General features: G+C 34.2%; 18 protein-coding genes. 15 read left to right on the top strand and 3 right to left on the bottom strand.

Going from position 1 to position 20,651, the window contains the following annotated elements; translation table 11 throughout:
* Positions 1-410 precede the first annotated feature (410 nt).
* From ACTQ5K_RS20130 to ACTQ5K_RS20105, 6 genes are all read left to right on the top strand, one after another.
* Positions 411-569, top strand: coding sequence for a hypothetical protein (locus ACTQ5K_RS20130; RefSeq protein ID WP_441994239.1), 159 nt, complete (start codon positions 411-413; stop codon positions 567-569).
* Positions 570-814: 245 nt separating this feature from the next.
* A complete protein-coding gene (locus tag ACTQ5K_RS20125; RefSeq protein ID WP_441994237.1) occupies positions 815-1,579 on the top strand; it encodes a hypothetical protein in 765 nt (254 codons plus the stop codon).
* Positions 1,580-1,868: 289 nt separating this feature from the next.
* On the top strand, positions 1,869-2,021 hold the full coding sequence (locus tag ACTQ5K_RS20120; RefSeq protein ID WP_441994236.1) for a hypothetical protein: 153 nt from the start codon (positions 1,869-1,871) through the stop codon (positions 2,019-2,021).
* A 38-nt stretch (positions 2,022-2,059) separates the two neighbouring features.
* The gene (locus tag ACTQ5K_RS20115) at positions 2,060-2,926 is read left to right on the top strand and encodes a bacteriochlorophyll 4-vinyl reductase (protein ID WP_441994235.1); all 867 of its coding nucleotides are present in this window, start codon (positions 2,060-2,062) and stop codon (positions 2,924-2,926) included.
* 505 nt (positions 2,927-3,431) lie between these two features.
* Complete coding sequence (locus ACTQ5K_RS20110) at positions 3,432-4,601, top strand: hypothetical protein (RefSeq protein WP_441994234.1); 1,170 nt, start codon at positions 3,432-3,434, stop codon at positions 4,599-4,601.
* A 107-nt stretch (positions 4,602-4,708) separates the two neighbouring features.
* On the top strand, positions 4,709-4,921 hold the full coding sequence (locus ACTQ5K_RS20105) for a DUF7662 domain-containing protein (RefSeq protein WP_441994233.1): 213 nt from the start codon (positions 4,709-4,711) through the stop codon (positions 4,919-4,921).
* A gap of 399 nt (positions 4,922-5,320) precedes the next feature.
* Here the strand turns inward: ACTQ5K_RS20105 and ACTQ5K_RS20100 are convergent, their stop codons facing one another.
* Positions 5,321-5,782 carry a hypothetical protein gene (locus ACTQ5K_RS20100; protein WP_441994232.1) on the bottom strand — a complete coding sequence of 154 codons (462 nt, stop codon included), beginning with the start codon at positions 5,780-5,782 and terminating at the stop codon, positions 5,321-5,323.
* 258 nt (positions 5,783-6,040) lie between these two features.
* Between ACTQ5K_RS20100 and ACTQ5K_RS20095 the strand changes: the two genes are divergently transcribed.
* From ACTQ5K_RS20095 to ACTQ5K_RS20085, 3 genes are all read left to right on the top strand, one after another.
* Complete coding sequence (locus ACTQ5K_RS20095) at positions 6,041-7,579, top strand: hypothetical protein (protein ID WP_441994231.1); 1,539 nt, start codon at positions 6,041-6,043, stop codon at positions 7,577-7,579.
* 186 nt (positions 7,580-7,765) lie between these two features.
* Positions 7,766-8,500: a DUF1385 domain-containing protein gene (locus tag ACTQ5K_RS20090; protein WP_441994230.1), complete on the top strand. Its 735-nt coding sequence runs from the start codon at positions 7,766-7,768 to the stop codon at positions 8,498-8,500.
* Positions 8,501-8,810: 310 nt separating this feature from the next.
* On the top strand, positions 8,811-9,284 hold the full coding sequence (locus tag ACTQ5K_RS20085) for a DnaD domain protein (protein ID WP_441994229.1): 474 nt from the start codon (positions 8,811-8,813) through the stop codon (positions 9,282-9,284).
* A 243-nt stretch (positions 9,285-9,527) separates the two neighbouring features.
* On the opposite strand, the gene ACTQ5K_RS20080 is transcribed toward ACTQ5K_RS20085, so the two are convergent.
* Both ACTQ5K_RS20080 and ACTQ5K_RS20075 read right to left on the bottom strand, forming a co-directional pair.
* Positions 9,528-9,734 (bottom strand): hypothetical protein, encoded by a 207-nt coding sequence (locus tag ACTQ5K_RS20080; protein ID WP_441994228.1) that lies wholly within the window; start codon positions 9,732-9,734, stop codon positions 9,528-9,530.
* Position 9,735: 1 nt separating this feature from the next.
* The gene (locus ACTQ5K_RS20075) at positions 9,736-10,344 is read right to left on the bottom strand and encodes a hypothetical protein (protein WP_441994227.1); all 609 of its coding nucleotides are present in this window, start codon (positions 10,342-10,344) and stop codon (positions 9,736-9,738) included.
* Between the two features lie 778 nt (positions 10,345-11,122).
* Between ACTQ5K_RS20075 and ACTQ5K_RS20070 the strand changes: the two genes are divergently transcribed.
* The 6 genes from ACTQ5K_RS20070 to ACTQ5K_RS20045 are packed head-to-tail and all read left to right on the top strand — an operon-like array spanning position 11,123 to position 20,578.
* Positions 11,123-11,359, top strand: a complete 237-nt coding sequence (locus ACTQ5K_RS20070) for a TIGR04540 family protein (protein ID WP_251685496.1) — start codon at positions 11,123-11,125, stop codon at positions 11,357-11,359.
* Between the two features lie 31 nt (positions 11,360-11,390).
* Positions 11,391-11,987 carry a DUF1819 family protein gene (locus ACTQ5K_RS20065; protein WP_441994226.1) on the top strand — a complete coding sequence of 199 codons (597 nt, stop codon included), beginning with the start codon at positions 11,391-11,393 and terminating at the stop codon, positions 11,985-11,987.
* Positions 11,988-11,998: 11 nt separating this feature from the next.
* The gene (locus tag ACTQ5K_RS20060) at positions 11,999-12,565 is read left to right on the top strand and encodes a DUF1788 domain-containing protein (protein WP_441994225.1); all 567 of its coding nucleotides are present in this window, start codon (positions 11,999-12,001) and stop codon (positions 12,563-12,565) included.
* A 20-nt stretch (positions 12,566-12,585) separates the two neighbouring features.
* Positions 12,586-16,170, top strand: a complete 3,585-nt coding sequence (gene brxC / locus ACTQ5K_RS20055; protein WP_441994224.1) for a BREX system P-loop protein BrxC — start codon at positions 12,586-12,588, stop codon at positions 16,168-16,170.
* A gap of 14 nt (positions 16,171-16,184) precedes the next feature.
* Complete coding sequence (gene pglX, locus ACTQ5K_RS20050) at positions 16,185-19,706, top strand: BREX-1 system adenine-specific DNA-methyltransferase PglX (protein WP_441994223.1); 3,522 nt, start codon at positions 16,185-16,187, stop codon at positions 19,704-19,706.
* Positions 19,707-19,747: 41 nt separating this feature from the next.
* On the top strand, positions 19,748-20,578 hold the full coding sequence (locus ACTQ5K_RS20045) for a DUF2971 domain-containing protein (protein ID WP_441994222.1): 831 nt from the start codon (positions 19,748-19,750) through the stop codon (positions 20,576-20,578).
* The last annotated feature ends 73 nt before the right edge of the window (positions 20,579-20,651 follow it).

The following is a 20,651-nucleotide window of genomic DNA, read 5'->3' as shown; positions in this document are numbered from 1 at the left end:
ATGGAATGAAGAAAAAAGGCGAGAAAAGAGGGAAGGGACATAGAGACGCAAGGGTTTGAGGGGAGTGAGAGGGAGAATGGAGCGGGGAAGGACTTTTTGGCAGTTGAATATAGTAGAAGGAAGAAAAAGACGAGAAAAGGGAAAAGCTATTTTGCTGAATATTTCCTCTAAATAGAGATGGTTAAGTTATTCAATAATATATTTATTAATGAAGGGTGGTGTTATGTACTTACAAGAACTTATTGACAAAGTTCACTTAAAGTAACGGGCAGTTTTGTTGAAGGAACATTCGGAAAATGGTAGAATAAGGTATTCATTCTTTTTAACAGGCTCCCCCGCTTGTTCAGACGGAACAGGTTCCGTGCTCAGTTGAGCAACTCTCGACAATAAAAGATAAAGGGGTGGTTATTATGAAAGAACTGTTTACAAGCCTTAAAGGGATACAAATCGTACTGCAAGCAATTACTTTATGTGTAAGTTTTCTAGTCTTTAGTAATAATGTCGTTGAGAGGTCTGTTAAAGAGAATGAATTATTTAAAAAAGGATCGTCTGAGACGGTCTTTTTTTGAAACGATTTATAATTTCTTTCTAAAAAACAATGGTTATTGTACCTATTTGAGAGGGTAACATCTTCATGTGGAACACTTTTTGACAATTTTGAACTGTTTATTGTTCTAGGATAAGAAGAAATGAGGAAGGTTTTATGGGTAAGTGTGCATTATGTCAGGAAGAAAGGGAACTAGAAAAAAGCCATATCATCCCAAAATTTGTTTTTAGGTCAATGAAGAGGAATTCGCCAACAGGGAATATGCGTATGGCATCGCAACCAAACAGGGTAATTCAGGACGGTGACAAACAAGCGATGCTGTGTGGGGTCTGTGAGGATAGATTCAGTCCAAATGAAACAATCTTTGCAAATAAAGTTTATCATCCCTATCATTCGGACAATCTCCAAGTGGTGGAATATGAACAATGGCTCAATTACTTCATTACATCCGTCAGTTGGCGAAACCTTTATCTTGATATCATAGAATTTGTGCGTGACCAAAATATTAATATTATAGATTTAGATACTTTAATTGAAGCGGAAAAAATCATGCGTGAATTCCTTCTTGGAGAACGAAAAGACCTTGGTCACATTGAAAATCATATATTCTTTTTTGGCCCAATTGAGGAAGCGTCTGGGGATACCAGTGAGTTTGATTTACATACTGCCATCGGGGGAAGTGTTGTGGGCTATACTTATATTAGCCATGACCCCGACTCTTCATATGTATTTTTAAATCTTCAGGGAATATTAATTGTCACCATCTTAAAAAAGGCTGTTGAAGAGGTTTGGGAAAATACTTTAGTAGAGGAAAAAGGATTCTTTAATATGGGGGAGCCAAATCATACTGTATCTTCACCAGTGTTTAATGAGCTTTTCGCTGTTGCTAAGGACCTTAGAGAATCGAGAGAGAAAATCTCAGAAAGCCAAAAAGAAAAAATCGTGGAAGCTATAAGGAAAAATCCGGAACGATTTGTAAAAAGTAAAGCATACCAGCGATTTAAAGACGATGCACGAATAAGAAAAAAATAATTTCTAACTAAGGTCAAATTTTTTTAAATTTAATATTGGTCATGTGGTAATAGTGAGCTATGACTTATGCCCCTGTTACTTTCTACGTCCCCACGCTAAAAGGTTGTTCCCACTGTCACATAGCGGTACCCAATCAGTAAGGAATCACGGAACAGCAGCACACAAATGAGCTATGTATGGAACCATTATCAATCATTAATCAAAACGTTTGTTTAAAACCAACATCAATACAAATTCGGGCTGGATCTAGTAGTAGGTCCAGTCTTTTTTCTGTACCAAAAGGAAAATAATGTTTCCAATCCAAGGTTATTTCCAGTTTTGTCTTGCCATCCTTCGTGATAAAATTGCAGAGTATGAGAGAAAAACACCAGAACAAATGAATATAGGGTTGTCTAGTTATACAAGATCTAAATCTTTGAATTATGAAACGAATGTACCATAAATATTAAAACGTCGCTAATATGAAAGAGGGTTAATAGCATGGCTAATAATGGAGAGTCTACAAGTGTCGAATTGATTATAGCAAATGCCTTAAAGATGCCGGGTGTTAAAGTAAATAGAAAAGAATTTTTGGTAAAAACATTCGGTGATAAATTAAGTTCGGATAAAATCCCTATCTTGATTGATAAAGGACCACAAGAAGTAGGAATCGGTACTGACAAAATTAATAGAATGGCAAAATCCCTCGTAAATAAAAGAACGTTACAAAGCTCGGGTACATCGTTTGCGGCTGGTCTACCTGGTGGGTGGGCTATGGCTGCCACAATTCCTGCCGACACCCTTCAATTTTTCGGAGTTGCTTTACGTTTATCACAAGAACTAGCTTATATGTTTGGATACAGGGACTTTTGGGATGATGATGAATTAGACTTGGAGCGAGTGAGAAGTGAATTGATTCTATTCCTTGGTGTTATGTTTGGTGTAGGGGGTGCTGCTTCGACCTTAAAAGTGGTTTCTTCCAAAATGGCACAACAGGCATTAAAAAAGCTACCTCAAAAAGCATTAACTAAAACATTCTACTATCCTATTGTTAAGAAAATTGCAGCTCTTATTGGGGTTAAGATGACAAAAGATACATTTGCAAAAGGGGTCTCTAAAGTAATTCCTGTTGTTGGAGGAGTAGTTTCTGGTGGTCTAACTTATACATCTATGACTAAAATGGGAAACCGTTTAAGAAATACAATGTATGATTCTTTAAACTACTCAACACAAGAATTTCAAAAGGACATGGATGAAATCAAAAGAGAAATGCCAGACATCATTGACATAGAATTTGAAGAGATAGAGGATCAGATTATAGACCAGTTAGATAAAGATAACGATCAAGATAAAGATCAACAAGAATAACATCAACTATCTAAGTATCCCAATAAAAAGTTTCCGTTCCTTAGATATAATTATCGGTCTTTAAATAAAATTAATGTTCCCAATCCGAAGGTTTTTTCCGGTAGACCTTCGGTTTTTTTATGCGATATTCTGTGGGTATCCAATCGTAATCCAATCCCACTTTTCAATCAAATTTCAATCCATATCCAGTCGCTTTTTTAATGTTATATTCCTCCAACCCTTTGTCCAGTAAGGGTTTAGTCTGACTTCAGTTCTTGTTCAGTTGGTTTACTCAAGCTATTGAATAGAGATCCTTTACAGTGTTTGTCCTCAAATCTTAGTCAATAAAACTCTAACCGTTTCCTATAGTCAAAATTATTAGTATAGCCATAGGATAAAAATTCTATTCAGTATATAGGTATAAAAATTATTTGAATTGTCCAATTTGATAACAGAGTTTTATTGTAAATTTAGTAATCATTCCGAGATGTACTTTTTTTAAAAAGTAATGGAGGTAGTAAATAAGATGAAGAAGAATTTTTATGAGTTATTGGATGAAACAACAAAGAAATTATTTATTGGGGAAGGGATGTTTTTAGCTGGTCTTTCATTAAGGACAATTGAGAAACTTTTGAAGGTAAACAGAAAAGTGCTTTCTGATTATCTAAAGAAAGAGGGATATGATATAGAAGCTAAAACAGGAAATTCCGGTTATGATAAGTATGAAAAATATGAAAAAGCAGTCCCTGAGTTTCTTGAAGGAAAAAGTATTCGAGAATTATCAAAGAAGTATGGATTTAGTAGACAAGGATTTTCTTTGCACTTAAAAGATCAAGGAATACAAGTAAATGCTACCAAGCCTTCCAATGGATCAGAAGAAACATCAAAAAAGATCAAGAAGGCAAAGGAACTATACAACAAAGGAAAAAGTTTACAAGAAATAAAAAAAGAAGTGAAACTGGATGGAACGATCTTGGCACATGAATTTAAAAAAATGGGGGTTGATACAATTGAAGAAGCTAGAAAGTATAAGGTAAATGAAGATATCTTTAAAACCATAGATACAGAGGAAAAGGCATATTGGCTAGGATTTTTATATGCAGATGGATCTGTAACATTTGGGAAAGGGAGATATGTGCTAGAACTTGGATTAAAAGCCGAAGATGTCAACCATCTTGAGAAGTTTAAAAAATTTATTGAAACAGATGCCAAAATTGATGATAAATTAGTAAAATTAAAAGGAAAAAAATACAAGGCAAAGAGAATTGCTATTCATAATAAAAAATTTGTGCAAAATCTAATTAAAAATGGCTGTACACCTAGAAAGTCTCTTAATCTTTCCTTTCCAGACGAACCCGTACTAACAAAAGAATATGTAAATGATTTTATAAGGGGATATTTAGATGGAGATGGCAACATCAAGAAGTTTGATAGAAATACATACAATCCTCAAGTATATGTTTCATTTACTGGTACGGAAGAATTCCTAACAAGATTATGTAAATGGTTAGATGTTAATCCAAATAAATTCGATAATGAAGGAAATGCCTTTCGCCAAAGATTTGGAGGTAATAATAAGGCATTTAATATCTTGTGTCGTCTTTATGTTAGAGGCACTGTTTTCCTCGATAGAAAAAAAGAAATATTTGATGAGTGGAACAAATATTTAAGTCAAAGGAAATCTCTTTTCAAGTGATGGTATAACACTTATTCACAACAACCAACTCACAACTCTTTCATTACTTACGCATATTGAATTTTTGTGCTAACATACATTCAATAAACTTGAAAGAAGGGATTGCAATGAGTATATCCTCTGACTATTATCCTCTTAGTAAACACTTAAACAAGCTGGTGGAAAAAGGCATTACACAGACCACACTAACTTTCAGCGAGATTGAAGATGTAATAAAAAAGGATTTACCACCAACTGCTAGAAAAAATCCAACATGGTGGTCAAATTCACGAACGGAAAAGTTTAGACAGTGTGCTTCTTGGCTTGAATATGGTTGGTAGAAAAAGAAAGTGGATGTAAAAGGTGAAAAGATAGAGTTCAAATACATGGTCAAATAAATTAACTACAAAATAAATTTTGTCTGAAACACATACAGATTTAGACTTCTTTTTAGGATTATTCAACTCTTGTATCAAGAGGATAGAAAGATTTTCATGGGGTAAATGCGGTTAGGGAACAAACGAAATAGAAAAATGGTATTTCAATAGTTATTAAACCAAATGTGTTAACACTTAACTGTTATTTAAAGGGGAAATTAAGTAGGTAATGTTAACACATTTTCTATGCGAATCGTTGCTAAATCAATGATTTAAGATTTAAGAGTTAACTCTTTTCAGTTTAGAAAAAGTGTTGATTAGACTAATATAAATCGTTTTTCCATAGAAGGAATCTTGAGTAGCTTATTCCTCAATTTCAACATCCCAGTCTCCAATATAATCGGAACCAAGGAGCTTTCTGATTTCTTCTTCTGTTGCATCTGACTCTCTTTTCGATTTAAGGTATTCAAACTCCTCTTCTGGTACGAAGTATTCTCCTTCCACTAACCTTCCAGAAAGGTATCCATGATTAATCCAATTTATCACTTTTTTTAATGTAACCCCATAATGATTAGCGACTACTTTTGCCGGAATATAGGGTATTTTAGTTTCATCCGTTCCGCCATGATTTTTTCTATCAATATACCGTAGGATTTCTTCTGCTTTTTCATCATGTTTTTTTGTGGTAATGAAATTATATTCCGGAATCAGCCAATCACCATTTTCAGTTTGATAAGCGTCCTGGAACATTCTTTTTTCACACATGTTTTGTACTGTTTGACGATCTAACCCGAGTTTCTTACATACTTTAGCAAAAGAATACATATTTTCACCTCTTTTCTTATTAATGTAAAGTTTATCCAAATACTTATCTTGATTATCGCACTAATCTTATTTATAATACAATTTAATAAAATGAAAAGCAGGGAAAACTATGATTGAAAAAACTGCGTTCAAAATAAAATTCAATATAATAAATGGCTCGTATTCCAGGTAAGGGGGAATACGGGCTTTTTTATTTACCTTTGACTTTAGTCACTGGTTAAAGATACAGAAAAAATCATATAAATTAGGAGGAGAAAAATGGGAATATACGTTGGACTTGATATAATCCCCCAAAAAATTAGCCAAGAAGAATGGCAGAAAGTTTTTGAAGAGACGTTGCAGTTAATTAAGGCCTACCCGTTTGCCACGCAAAATGTTGATAACGTTGATGGTTTTAAGCGAATGGTGTTAGACCGAACAGAAGAGCAATTTGTTGAAGGGTATGGACCAGAAGAGAAGTATTGGAAAATAAATGGGGATATAGAAAGCAAGGAAACGGGAGAGAGTTTTACCCTGTTTTCAAACTTTGAAAGATATAGCGAATTTAATGAAGACAAATTGAAGGAGGACATTTTACTCTATCTAACAGAAGAAGGAGGTGGTCGAGCGAGAAAAGTTTTCTACTCTAAGACTCAAGGAAAGGATTACCATACATTCTTGTTAGGTATCGCTGCATTGATTGAAAGTAGGTTTCCGAAATACGCATGTGTCTATGGTGACATTTCCAAAGAACAGGCTCAAAAGGCTGTAGAATGGGCTAATTCTATTTTAGAAAAACCTATATCTTTACCTGTCCGGGTTAACTATTCGAAGCTCTTGGAACGATTAGATGTAATAAAAATGGAGGAAAAGCGTATTGAAGCTCTATATGAACTGTCGATAGGTGCTAACGAAGAAGTTGATGCCCTTTTATCCCAACACTTTAATGTGAAGACAATTCAAGATTATTTTGCAAAACACTTGCAGGGGTTTAAAAGTGCTACACAACTCGGGGCTGAGTTAATGATTATTAGGTATCTAAACACAGGTCTACCTTTAGAAAACCTCATTGATATATGTTGCTTTGACAATAATGGTCCCCAGTTTGAGCCGATTGAGTTTGGAAAGGCGATATGTTCTACATGGGTATTTGTTGAGCCAGAAGTGAGAGGATTTATGGATACTGCCAAGAGACCAGCAGATGAACCAGATTCCGTCGAGTCGCAAATAGGTAACATGTTCTTGGATCTGGGATATATGGGAAGGCGGACAATGAGTTATATCCCAAAGGAAGATGTAATAGGAGTTCTTAATGGAAGATTGGGCGACAATAACCAATTTGCTGAGATTATTGAAGCGAAATATCAAGATATTGTAAAAATTCTAAAGGAAAAAGGAAGGAAACTGAAGGAAATGGAAGACGATTCCCATGTTAAGTTGGAGCGGGATGTTATCTATACTTTTGATGAGTTGGTGTATTGGATTGAACAGTACGAGATAAGCGAAAGTATCATGAACATAATCAAGACCGTAAAAGAAGCTGTTGAAGAAAGCCTTAGTAAAAGGAGCAATCTAATGCAGATAATTGAGGAAGCAGAAGAACAAGGACAATTAATCAAAGTGTTGAGTCAAATAATCCAAGAACATCAAAATCTAGTATTAACAAGAGAAGCATGGGATTGGATTGAAAATGAAGCTACTAATGTCATAAAACGTATGGTGGTTATGCTTTTGACATTTGAGAATAACGAGGAGCTGCGGAAACTCTTTAGAGCATATTTCGAAAATAAAGGTTTGTTTAATAAATATATGAAATGAAGTAACGGAGATTTTGGTGCTTAATTAGGACGAATAATGAATTTAAAAAAGGGGGATCAGTGTGTGGGGTTATTAATTGTTTCCATTGTTGCCATTCTGATTATTATTTTATTAGGTGCATGTGCTGCAACGATTATTTGGCAGTCGAGAAGGAGGAAGTAAAGTTTAATTTAGGAGAGATAGATTGTGAAAATATACGGAGGAAGAGCTGGATATAATTCTGTGGGTTTTACTGGAGAAAGGTACCAATCAATATCTCGGTTCAAGGATGGGAAAATCACAACAGAAATGAAAATGAAAAAAGCAGATAGGAAAATAACTTTGATTCTATCGAAGATACCCTTTGTTCGGTCCTTCTCCATGATTTTTGAGCTTATAATCGAAAATTGGAAAAGGTTTTTGTTAGCTTTAATTGTCTTGCTGTTAGTTGAAGTTTTATTTATTGTAGAATCTAATTCTTTTCTTTTACATACTATTCAAATTAGCAGCTTAGAGTTGTTATTTTTCTTTCTAGTTATAGCAAGTCTACTCATAAAAATAAGTCCCATTGGAAAATATCACGGAGCAGAGCATAAGACCATCTCAGCCTTTGAGAGTGGCCTAAATTTAACGTTAGAAAACGTAAGAGAGCAACCGAGGGTGCATAAGGATTGCGGCACAAATCAAGCAGTGAGTATCGTTCTTTGTTTCTCTATCCTATCCCTAATACTTGAAAACTCATTCTTTATGTTTCTGTTAAGCTGGTCTATTGGTTACGAATTATGGAGGAATGAGCCAAAAATAGTTTGGGATTTAATATTGGCAATTGGTAAAGTTACACAATATCTTCTTTTTACATCAAAGCCTCAAGACAAGCATTTAATTGTGGCAATAGAGGCAATGAAAAGATTAGAAGAGAAAGAATCATCAAATGAAAGATAAATTGCTAAACATGGAAAAGAGTGATATTAATTATGACAAATGAAAAGAGAAGAGACTCAGGGAGAATAATGAGGATACTGCATTTACTTCAAGAAATATGGGAATCGAACCCGAATATGCGTTTCTTTCAGTGAATAGATTTACTAAAACATGAATACTCATCTGAAAATAATGGATTTGGCAGGAGAGAAGGTTTTGAGATAGATTCAAAAGGATATAAAATGCCAATTTCATATATAGACTTAAAATTTCTACGGGCTTTTAAATCTAAAAAACGATAAGGACAAACAAAAATGAAATGGAGAATGCTATGGATTTAAGTAATAAAGAGTATGAATTGGTACAACGTTTTAAAACCATTACACCTGAAGAGTTTTTAAAAGAATTATCAGATGTTCCTGGCTCAATAAAAGATGATTTCGAAGCCTTAGAATATATTAGGAAATATAATCTTCCTGATAGTGTTTTAAATGCTTTAATTAACCTTACCTTTATGTATTGTGACACCAAAATGTCCATAAGTTTCATGGATAAAATGGCAAATTACTGGACAAGAATGAGGGTTAAAACTCCTGTGGAAGCCATAGAAATATCTAAACTGCATTATAAGAAATATCGAGAATGGGCAAAAGATGCTAAAAAAGAGGATAGGGAGACTAAACAGCTTTTAAAATTGAATAAAATTGAAAGGACAAGGTTAAAAGCGATAGAGCTTGCAGCAAGTAGCTCAAGTATGAGCGAAGAAGATTTGGGGAAGTTCGTTAGGGAAATGTTTAAGTCATAGTCAAGATTGCTTCCGAAGAGCCGAAAATGGTTGGGATGGGTTTAGGCAGAGTGAAATAATTGGATTGTTACAAGAGCGAAAAAAAGGTAATTGAATTCCCTGATACTAATTCAACGGGTTACTTGTGGGGGGGGGGGGGGGCAAAACGCTAATCCTCTTGAGAATTTACAATTAAAAATCAAAATATATGTATTAAAAACGCAAGCCAAATTACTGGTTTGCGTTTTTGTTTTTCAATTCCATTCATTCGTATTGTGATTTTAATTTGACTTCTTCGGCAAAAACATCAAGATCATCGAAAAAATCTTTATAGCACTCTAATCCAGGCATTACTTCCCCATCATAGAAGTCCTCTATTGCTTTTTCTATTGCTTCTTCCTCACTACTTGCTTTAATTTCAACCATCGTACTATGCAGCACCCTAACAACAACATCATATGTTTTTTCCATTTTACTTCCCCCTTTTAATTTTGCAATTTTGGTCTTTTGTTAGCATTTGTGATTTAACTTGTTGGACTTCTGAAGTAATCCCGTAAACTTTGGACTCAGGTGATTTCTTTGGTTGATAAGATCTGATGAAATCAAGCAGACATTTACTGTAGATTTCTCTAAGTCGAATGTGAGAGAACTTACTAGAATACAGGTCGGAGAACAGTTGGTAAATGGACTCGTTTACCTGAATGGTTCTTGTGATAGTTTTGCTGCTAGGATCATAGATTTCTGGCTCTAATATCAAATGAGTTTCATGTTCATGCAAAAGCCCCTTTAACTCTTCAAGATGTTCACCAAGAAACTGCAATGTTTCTTCCATTTTGTCCTCGTTATAATCTGATTGGAGATATTTCTTGTATTCCTCAATCGGCATAATTCGTTCGTACTGTTTGCTAGTTTTATTGAATTGATAACATGAGTTTCCCCTAATGGTTTTCGAAAGTGTTGACTCTGGTAATCCCAATTTAGAAGCTACATTTTTCAAATGAAAATCATTCTCTTTAAGCATTTTATTCACTAGCTCTACTTTTTCTAGTGCGGATAAATTCATGAATTCTTGTGTATCCATAATGATTCCCCCTTTAATTTTTTGCTTTTTATATAGTAGATAACTAAGGATGAAATATTCCAATATGGTAAGGAAATTTGGTTCGAGGTGGAGTAATAAGAGAACCCCATTTTGCTTAGTATATAAGGTCTTGTGACAAATCAGGAACTGGTATAAATATCAGTGAATACATAGGAGGAAAAGTAATGGAACAACAAGGTAATCAGGACGTTCTTGATATGATTGAAAATAATTTTGGTGAGTATGTTGAGTAACTCAAAGAGAGACGGGGATATAGTCTGAAGGATATTTCCGACAAGACAAACTTGTCGCCAAGTTTTGTGTTTAGATTAATTAAAGGCTATAGAGGCTGTGAATTGACTACAAAACTTAACATCCTTATAAATGGTTTTGGATTAGAAGAAGTAGCTGAGGACTACATTAAACAGGTTTTAAAAGACAAACAATCTCTAAAAAAGATTACAGGATGAGTAAATGAGGATTGCTACTGATTTTTTTCAGTAGCCTTTTTTAATGCGATAGATTTCTAATTTTAAATACAGCTATTAAAAGAAATACTCATAGTAATATCATTGGAACCGTTTCGGGTACATAATACGGTACTTATATTTTGAAAGTTAGTTTTTAGAAACGTATAAAGACCGTATTCCGGCCTAACCGAGTACACTATGGACACTGAAGTAAGAAAATGGGTATTAATTAATGGTTGTAATTGAGTTCCAAATGAAATAAGACTAAAATAAGAGATAAGTAAGAAAAATTGCAAGAGGTGAACCCTGTGGAACTAAAAATGTTTTATCGTACACAGAGAGATTTGGCTGTTGATTTGAACAAGCTAGTGGATTCCTATTGGCAGGAAGAGATAAAAGAGAATGTGCTAATAGATGGAATTAAAAACTTATATGAACATAATCAAGAAAAACTAATAAAAGACAATGAGTTCACAAAAGTCGTTCAGCAGCAATGCGGTAAAAGGCGTTTGGCTGTGGTAGGAAAGATACTGGAAATAAAATAGGAAAATAGTCTTGTTTGAAAGGTTTGATTGAATGACAATGGAATTAGAATATTCTTCAAGTTTAAACGGTGCATCATTTTTACTCTTTGAGTTAAAACAAGTCATAAAGTTGAAACAACAGGGCTTAGCAAAAGATGAAATAAGGAAAAAAGTAAAGGAAGAAAATCTGTTTCAATTTAATAATCAAGGGAGAATCAATAGAGCACTACCTTCCGTTATGAAAAGGGCAGAAGCTATTGATGAAACCCTTGCTGCTTTATTGTTAGAAGGTTCCATTGAAACGGGAAAAACCCTTAACCTGTATGCCATTATGAAGACTGATTTGCTGTTTTATGAATTCATGGATGAGGTAATAGGGGAAAAGCTACATAATAATGATTATTTAATAGAAAAGAAAGACATCAATCTCTTCTTCACCTCTAAGGCGGAGCAAAGTGAAAAAGTGGCCGGTTGGAGCGATATTAATGTTGAAAAGTTAAAAAGGGCTTTCATGCAAGTATTGTATGAAAGTGGAATGTTAAGAACCAGAAAAGGTAAAGAGTTAGACAGGCTAATTATTGATGAACAGATAAAGAATCATCTCACTCAAATTGGTGATGCTCGTTATATACGTGCAATGGGTGAGTAGGGGGTGAATACGTGGCAAATTTGAATGCAAGATTGGATCAGATTATACCGAAAATTAAAGAGGATAAGTTCATAGAGGGACGTGGACTTGGCAATGAGATTAGCTTTTACGTATTTGATTACGAGCCACAAAATGAACTGGTAGTAAGGGACTATATAAAACATATTAAGAAGGAATTTGGTTATGAAGGATCAAACCGTAGAATTATTGAGTTTGATTTGTATAAGATGCTGCTAGAAATTACAAAAGATAAAAGGATCTTTGACCGAATTTTTGAAATGGAAGAACGTCAAGGAAGAGACCAATTGTTTAAAGCGATGACGACATTTGCTAAGCCTGAAGTGTTTCTAAGAAAGATTAAAGAACAAATGGATGATTATAATGTGGTGTTCCTCACTGGAATAGGTAAGGTTTATCCATTCGTTCGTTCCCACAATATTTTAAATAACTTACAAGAAGTGTTGGACAATGTACCCGTTATCATGTTTTTCCCTGGAAAATATGATGGGCAATCATTACAATTGTTTGGAAAATTTAAGGATGATAATTATTACAGGGCTTTCCGATTAGTCGATTAAAAGGGATAGGGGGAATTTAGATGATTATTAAAGATATGTTTCAAAAAGACATTGAACGTGATATTCGTGGAGTCATTAAAGTAGCTCAACAAGATGAAGATAATATTTATCAGGAATTGGACGAGTATGTTGTTACCCGTGAACTGCAAAAACACCTTTCTAAGTTTTATGAGAATTATCAAAAAGGGATTAATGGTGTAACGGATAAGATGGGTGTTTGGATTTCTGGATTCTTTGGTTCCGGTAAATCACACTTTCTGAAGATACTTGCTTACTTGCTTGAAAACAAGAAGGTAAAAGGTACACAAGCGATTGATTTCTTCCAAGATAAAGTACAAGACCCTCTTGTATATGCGAATATGCAAAGAACGGCTGACGTGGAAACAGAAGTCATTTTGTTCAATATAGATTCAAAAGGTTCACTAGATAACAAATCAAAAGATGATGCAATTCTTCGTGTCTTCATGAAGGTATTTTATGAGCATCGTGGCTATTACGGAGATATACCTGGTGTGGCTGAAATGGAGAAGTACCTGGATAAACAAGGAGTTTATGAAGCGTTTAAAGCCGAATTTAAGTCATTGGCTGGTGAATCATGGGAAGAACGTCGTAATAGTTTTTACTTTGATGCGGATTTTGTCATTGGTGCCTTAACGAAAGTAACCGATATGACGGAAGAGTCTGCTCGAAATTGGTTTGAGAATGGTGTAAATAATTTCGAAATTAGTATCGAAAAGTTTGCGAAAGACGTAAATGAGTACATCAATAGTAAGGGGAAAAACTTCCACCTTATTTTCCTCGTGGATGAGATCGGCCAATACATCGGTGATAACCGTAGTTTGATGTTGAATTTGCAGACAGTCGCTGAAGACCTTGGAACCCACTGTAAGGGTAAGGTTTGGATTATGGTTACTTCTCAAGAGAGTATTGATAGCATAATTAAAGTTAAAGGTGATGACTTCTCCCGTATCCAAGGGCGATTCGATACAAGACTCTCTCTATCATCCATCTCGGTTGATGAAGTTATCAAAAAGCGTATCCTATTGAAAAAAGACTTTGCTAATGACAAATTGAAGGTTCTTTATCCTGAAAAAAGTGCTATTTTAAAGAACTTAATTAGTTTCCGAGAAAGCACAGCAGATTTACGTGGATTTGACAATGAACAGGAATTTGCAGATGTGTATCCTTTCATGCCTTATCAATTCAAGTTGTTACAAAACGTTTTTGAGCAAGTAAGAAAACATGGCTCTTCTGGTAAGCATTTATCTGAAGGGGAACGCTCAATGTTATCAGCATTTAAAGAAGCTGGTCTTCAATATAAGAATGCCGAAGAAGGTACACTTATACCTTTTTATGCCTTCTATGACACGATAAAGGAATTTTTGAATCCATCCATTTCAAGAGTTATCGAAGGTGCCTATGAAAATCCAGCTTTAAAAGACGATGATTTTAACATTGATCTATTAAAGGTTTTATTCATGATTAAATATGTAAAAGAACTACCAGCAAATCTCGATAATATTGCTACTCTAATGGTTACGCATATTGACGAGGATAAGTTACAGCTTAAAGAGAAAATTAAAGTTTCTTTGCGTAAGCTAATTTCCCAAACGTTGGTACAGAAAAATGGAGATCAATTTATCTTTTTAACAGACGATGAACAAGATATTAATAGGGAAATCAAATCCTTGAATATTGATGAGGACATCGTGAAACGAGGGTTAGCAACCTACATTTTCGATGATCTTTATGATGGAAACCGATTCAAATACAGCAATGAATACTCATTCACCTACAATCAGAAAATGGATGAGAAAAACTATGGAAATCAGACATCCAATATAGGTATGCAAATTCTATCTCCATTATCAGATCATTACCAGAAGTCCGAGCAAGAATTAATGATGATGACTTCGGGTAACGGAGAAATGATCATTAAACTTGGTGGTAATGAGGCCTATATCGAGGAAATAGGGGAAGCGTTGCGGATTGAGGAATTCCGTAAGAAAACGAATATTACGCAACTTCCTGAAAACATCCAAAATATCTTGAATAATAAACAAGCAGAAGTTCGTGAACGTCGAAGAAGGGTTCGTGAGCTTTTGGATGATGCGATTAAAGATAGTGCTTTCTTTATCAATGGGGATAAAGTAGAAATAAAAGGATCAACTGTTCGTGAGAAAATAAATGCTGCCTTCACGATATTAGTCAATAACGTTTACACGAAACTGAGTTATTTGAAAGAACATCTAGATAATGAGCGGGGGCTGATTTCAATCTTAGCTTCAAATGATGAGCAAATGTCATTTGAAGATACATTGAAAGTAAACCCAAATGAATTGGCTAAGAGGGAAGTGTCTGATTTTATTAGCCTACAAGACGATTTGAAAAAGCAAGTGCGTGTAAAAATCCTATTTGATCGTTTCGGTGATAAGCCATATGGTTGGAAGATACTAGATATAGCAGGATTGATTGCTCAATTATTAAAAGAACAACGTATTCGTATTCGTTATAATTCAGAATACTTGGAACCTCAAGATAATGTAAATACTCTAGTAACGATTTTTACAAAGACACAGGAAGCCGACAAAGCCATTGTGTTGAAAAGGGTAAAAGTTGATGAAAAACTAATTAAAACAGCTAAAAGTATTTGTAAAGATGTTTTCAATAAAACAGATTTGGCTGATGATGAAGATGGACTATTAAAGGACATTCGTCTACTTGTTGAAAAGCAGATAGACGAAATTAAGGGATATAAAGCCCGTTATGAAGGAAGAAAGTATCCTGGTTTAAGTTTGCTCGATAAAGGATTAGAATACTTTGAACAGTTCCATAGCGGCTTAGATAATGTATCTTATTTCAATAAGTTAAAGGAATTAGAAGACGACTTACTTGATTGGGAAGAGGATATTGTCTATGTCAAAAGTTTCTTCGGTACTGATCAGAAGAAAATCTTTGATGATGGATTGGCAGCCATACGAAAATATGATGAAAGCAAATCCTATTTGATGGGTGCAGAGGTAGAAGGAGTAATTAATAAGCTCCAGTCCATTCTTCAGGATCCTATACCTTACAAAAAGATTAAGGACATTCCAGAGCTTATTCATGCAATGGATGAACAAATTAATAATGTCCTTAATGAGAAGAGAGAAAATGCTTATAAAAAACTAAAAGATGACAGTGATTACTTATCATTATTGACATCGCAATATGGTGTATCCAATGAAACGAAAGAAAGAGTAAATCGTTACTATCAAGAACTTAATGCTAACGTAGATACTTTTACAGATATTTATAAAGTTGATGCAACAGTTTCTCAAAGCACCAGCTTCAAGGAAAAAATGGAAGGGCATATCGAGCGGGAGATTGCAGAATGGAAACGTAAAAAGGACGAGGAACAAAGAAAACGTCCTGGTGGTGAAGTAATTGATCCTCCTGTATCGCCTGTTGAGCCGACCATTCAAAAGCAACCAGTAAAGGTAACGAAGCTGGTCAATGTTAAAACATTAACTACTGAAGATGATGTTGATAAGTATATCAACGCTTTATCCAATAAGTTAAAACAGATTATAAAAGAAAACAAACAAATTGAGTTTGTTGAGTAATCGGGGTGAAATGTATGAATAAATCAGCATTGAAGACTTTTGCTACGAATGCACGACGAGAGCTGTTGAAGAAAGTCGAAGCAAGGGCAATGAAGATAGGAATTACAGAAGATAACATAAAAAAAGCAGATATTGAAAGCTCAGATGCCATCTTTATAGATGGCAGACAGCTTTCAAAGGAAGAAAAGACTCAAAGAGATAGGTTAATTGATCGCATTAACCAAATTGGCTTCAAGCGAGTAATGGAGGAAGTTGCTTATACTTGGTTTAACCGTTTCACGGCTTTACGCTTTATGGAGGTAAATGACTACTTGCCAACGAAGGTAAGGGTACTTTCCTCTACTAATGCTGGTAGTACAGAGCCAGATATGATTAAAGAAGCACTATCGTTAGATTTAGAATTGGACAAGGAATATATCTATGAGCTAAAAATGAACAATAACTCAGAGGAACTGTTCAAATACCTTATTATCAAGCATTGTAATGACTTGAATCGTTATATGCCTTTTATGTTTGAAACTATAGAGGACTATAGAGAAATCTTATTCCCAGAAGGTCTTCTTGCAACTGATTCGTTTTTACGGTATATGACGAATGAGATTCCAGAAGATAATTGGGAGGAAATTGAAGTCATTGGTTGGCTTTATCAGTATTATATTGCAGAGGAAAAGGATAGAGTTTTTAAAGAGAAAAAGAAGTATAAAGCAGAAGAAATACCATTTGCAACTCAGTTATTTACTCCTGATTGGATTGTTCGCTATATGGTGCAAAATTCTCTTGGACGATACTGGGTAGAATCCCATCCTGAACACCGGGAGCTACTAAATGATTGGGAATTGTATTTGGAACATAATCAGGAAGACTTTAAGGATGAAATCGCTCCTTATGTAAATAAAGATTTGAATGTGGAAGATATTAAGTGCTTTGACCCTGCAATGGGAAGTGGCCACATCCTTGTTTACGCATTTGATGTCTTTTATGAGATATATAGTAAGTGTGGCTATATGGAAAGGGAAATTCCTAGACTTATTATCGAAAACAATTTGTACGGGTTAGACATTGATGACCGGGCTTACCAATTAGCTTGTTTCTCGGTAGTAATGAAAGCATTAGGATACAATAAGAGGTTCTTAAGAAGCATTGAACGAGAAGGACTAACTCTTAACTTAGCAGCAATACAGGAATCAAATGATATAACCGATGAAGACATTGCTTACTTAGTAGGAGAAGGCAAGGGGAAAGAATTTGAAAGTCTTAAGAATTTCGTATTTCAGTTTAGGGATGCAAAATCCATAGGATCACTTTTAAAAGTAAAATCATACGATACAAAACTTTTAATAGAAAAATTAGAATCAATTGAGTCAACCCCATTAAAAGACTTGTTTGAAGTAGTACAGAGAAATAAAATATTATCTGTTTTGCCAAGGTTAATAAAGCAGACTCAAATTATGAGTAGTAACTATACAATTTTGGTAACAAATCCACCATATATGGTTTCAAGAAGTATGAATGAGCCACTATCAGATTATCTTCAGCAACATTATCCAGATTCCAAGGCGGATTTGTTTGCTGCATTTATGGAAATCGACCATTATTTAAAAGAGAATGGATTTTATGCTTGTATTAACCAACATTCATGGATGTTCTTATCTAGTTTTGAGAAGGTAAGAAAAAAGATTCTTGAAGGTAAACATATTGAAAATATGCTTCATTTGGGGCCAAGGGCTTTTGAGGAAATAGGAGGAGAAGTTGTTCAATCCACTGCGTTTGTATTGAGAAATATCTATATTCCAAACCTCAAAGGGATGTATTTACGCTTAATTGAAGAAAGAACATCAAGAGAAAAGAAGGAAAAGGTCATAGAAGCAGTTCAAAAATCTTTTGTAACATATTGCTATTTGTTTAATCAAAATAACTTTAGTAAACTACCGGGAAGTCCGATTGCATATTGGATGAGTGAAAATGTTATTGACCACTTTTCTAACAGTCAAAGTTTAGGCGATATAGGTGTAACTAGAAAGGGCATGGTAACTGCTGACAACCCAAGATTTGTTAGACTATGGTATGAAATGGACTATACCAAATTCAATGCAGTTGCCCATAATCGAGATGGAGCCCTTAAAAGTAAAGCAAAATGGTTTCCACTTCAAAAAGGTGGAGAATATAGAAAATGGTACGGTAATCATGAATACTGTATAAACTGGGAAAACGATGGATTTGAGTTGTTAAATATGAAAGGAAATGGATACAAAGTAGGTTCAACCAACCATAATCTTAATTTTATATTCAAAACGGGTTTAACATGGACAAAAATCACATCTGCTAATTTGTCTGTAAGATATAGTCCGCAAGGTTTTCTGTACCATGACGCAGGACCTTTTATCCATGTAGATGATCAAAATACTCAACTATATGTATTAGGCCTATTAAACTCCAAAGTAGCAAATTACATCATTGGAACATTGAATTCAACATTAAATTACAGTCCAGGGGACATCTCAAAAATCCCTTATGTTGAAAGTTTAAACCATGAAAATGTCATTAATATTGTGAAAGAGAATATTTCTTTAACTAAGAATGATTGGGATTTTAGTGAAATTTCTTGGGAATTCAAACAACAACCTCTTATTAAATTTAAAGATGACACAAGTAAAATTGCCAATGCTTTTGAAAACTGGAGTAAATTTAAAGAAGTTCAATTCAAAAAACTAAAGAATAACGAGGAAGAATTGAACAGAATTTTTATCGATACGTATGGTTTGCAAGATGTATTGAGTCCTGAGGAAGAAAATAAAGCCGTTTCTTTAGATAAAGCAAATATGGAATCAGATATTAAAAGTTTTATCTCATATATATGCGGGTGTTTATTTGGGCGGTACTCACTAGACCAAGAAGGCATTATTTATGCTGGAGGTAGATTTGATTCAGCTTCCTATAAAACAATCCAAGTTGATAACGATAATATCCTACCTATCTTACCAGGGGCATACTATATGGATGAAATTGTTTCAAAAGTGGTAGATTTTATTAAGACAACATTTGGTGAAGACACTCTTGATACAAACTTAGATTTTGTAGCAGATGCGATTGGTAGAAAGAAAGAGGAAACTGCAAAAGAAACTATTCGTAGATACTTTTTAAATGATTTTTATAAGGATCACATTCAAAAATATAAGCAGCCTATCTATTGGTTGTTTACTTCTGGTAAAGAGAAAGCATTTAATTGTCTAATTTATATTCACCGTTATGATAAAACCACTTTATCTCGTATACGGACTGATTATTTACATGACTATCAGATTCGTTTAGATGCTGAAAAGAAGGACTTACTTAATATCATTGAAGGGGATTCTTCTGCAAAAGAGGTAAGTAATGCAAAGAAAGAGTTAAAATCCCTTGATAAGAAAATTGAAGAGCTAAAAGCATATGATGAGTTATTACACCATATGGCAGATATGCAGATTGAAATAGACTTAGACGATGGAGTTAAAGTGAATTATGAGAAGTTTAAAGGGCTTTTAGCTCCAATAAAATAAGTTTTGTATCTTTTGTTTTTTTGAAAAAAAGTGAGGTTAATATGGATAAAAGCACCTTTATAGAATTATTTAATAAAGATGGTTGGCAAGAGGCCATGGGATACAAAGATAGATTTGTGCCAAAGGTCTTGTATAAGTATTACCCTTTGTTTGATAATCGCTATGTTGAACATGAGAGAGAGAATCAAATTCGACTTAATTCGTTGGGGCAAAATGAAATATGGATTTCAAGTTATGAGAAATTCAATGACCCCTTTGAATTTAAAATGCTTACTTTGGATAGAGAAAGACTTGAGCTTAATGGTTGGGACATCGGATATATTGAAAGGATACTTGAGGAATTCAAAAAAAGAACAATGATAGCATGTTTTAGCAGTGGTGTAGAAAATAATATGCCTTTGTGGGCCCATTATGCTAATAATCACTCGGGATATTGTGTTAAATATTCAATAATCAATCCAAGAAGTTTATTCCCAGTATCTTATGAACCAGTGCGGACGAAAACAGCCATTATACCTACTAAGATTATTTCAGAAATAGTTAATTCATTTAAACAAAATCTAATGAAGCCAACTGACGATTTTTATAAGTATTTTTCCTATTTTTATATCTCATTATGTTGTAAGCATTTATTTTGGGAATATGAGAATGAATATAGACTACTTTATCCGACAATTGATCCAGTTGATGGCAAGTTAGTACCTCTGAGCAATGTGGGAATGAAAGTTGAAGGAATTTACATAGGTTCCAAGTCTGAAGATACTTATAAAAAAGAGCTAATATCAATTGGTAAAAAGTTGAATTGTGATGTGTTTGAAATGTATTTTGATGAATATTCTGAGGAATTTGAATTAAAAACGAGACAGGTATAAATAGGGGGTTATAAGATACATTGGCAATGGCTGATGTATCTTTCCTCTTTAATCTTTTGTAGAAAGTTGGTGA

The sequence above is a fragment of the Niallia sp. Sow4_A1 genome, from assembly GCF_052116745.1.
Lineage (GTDB): Bacteria > Bacillota > Bacilli > Bacillales > Cytobacillaceae > Niallia > Niallia hominis.
This window is presented reverse-complemented; position numbering and strand designations above follow the sequence as displayed.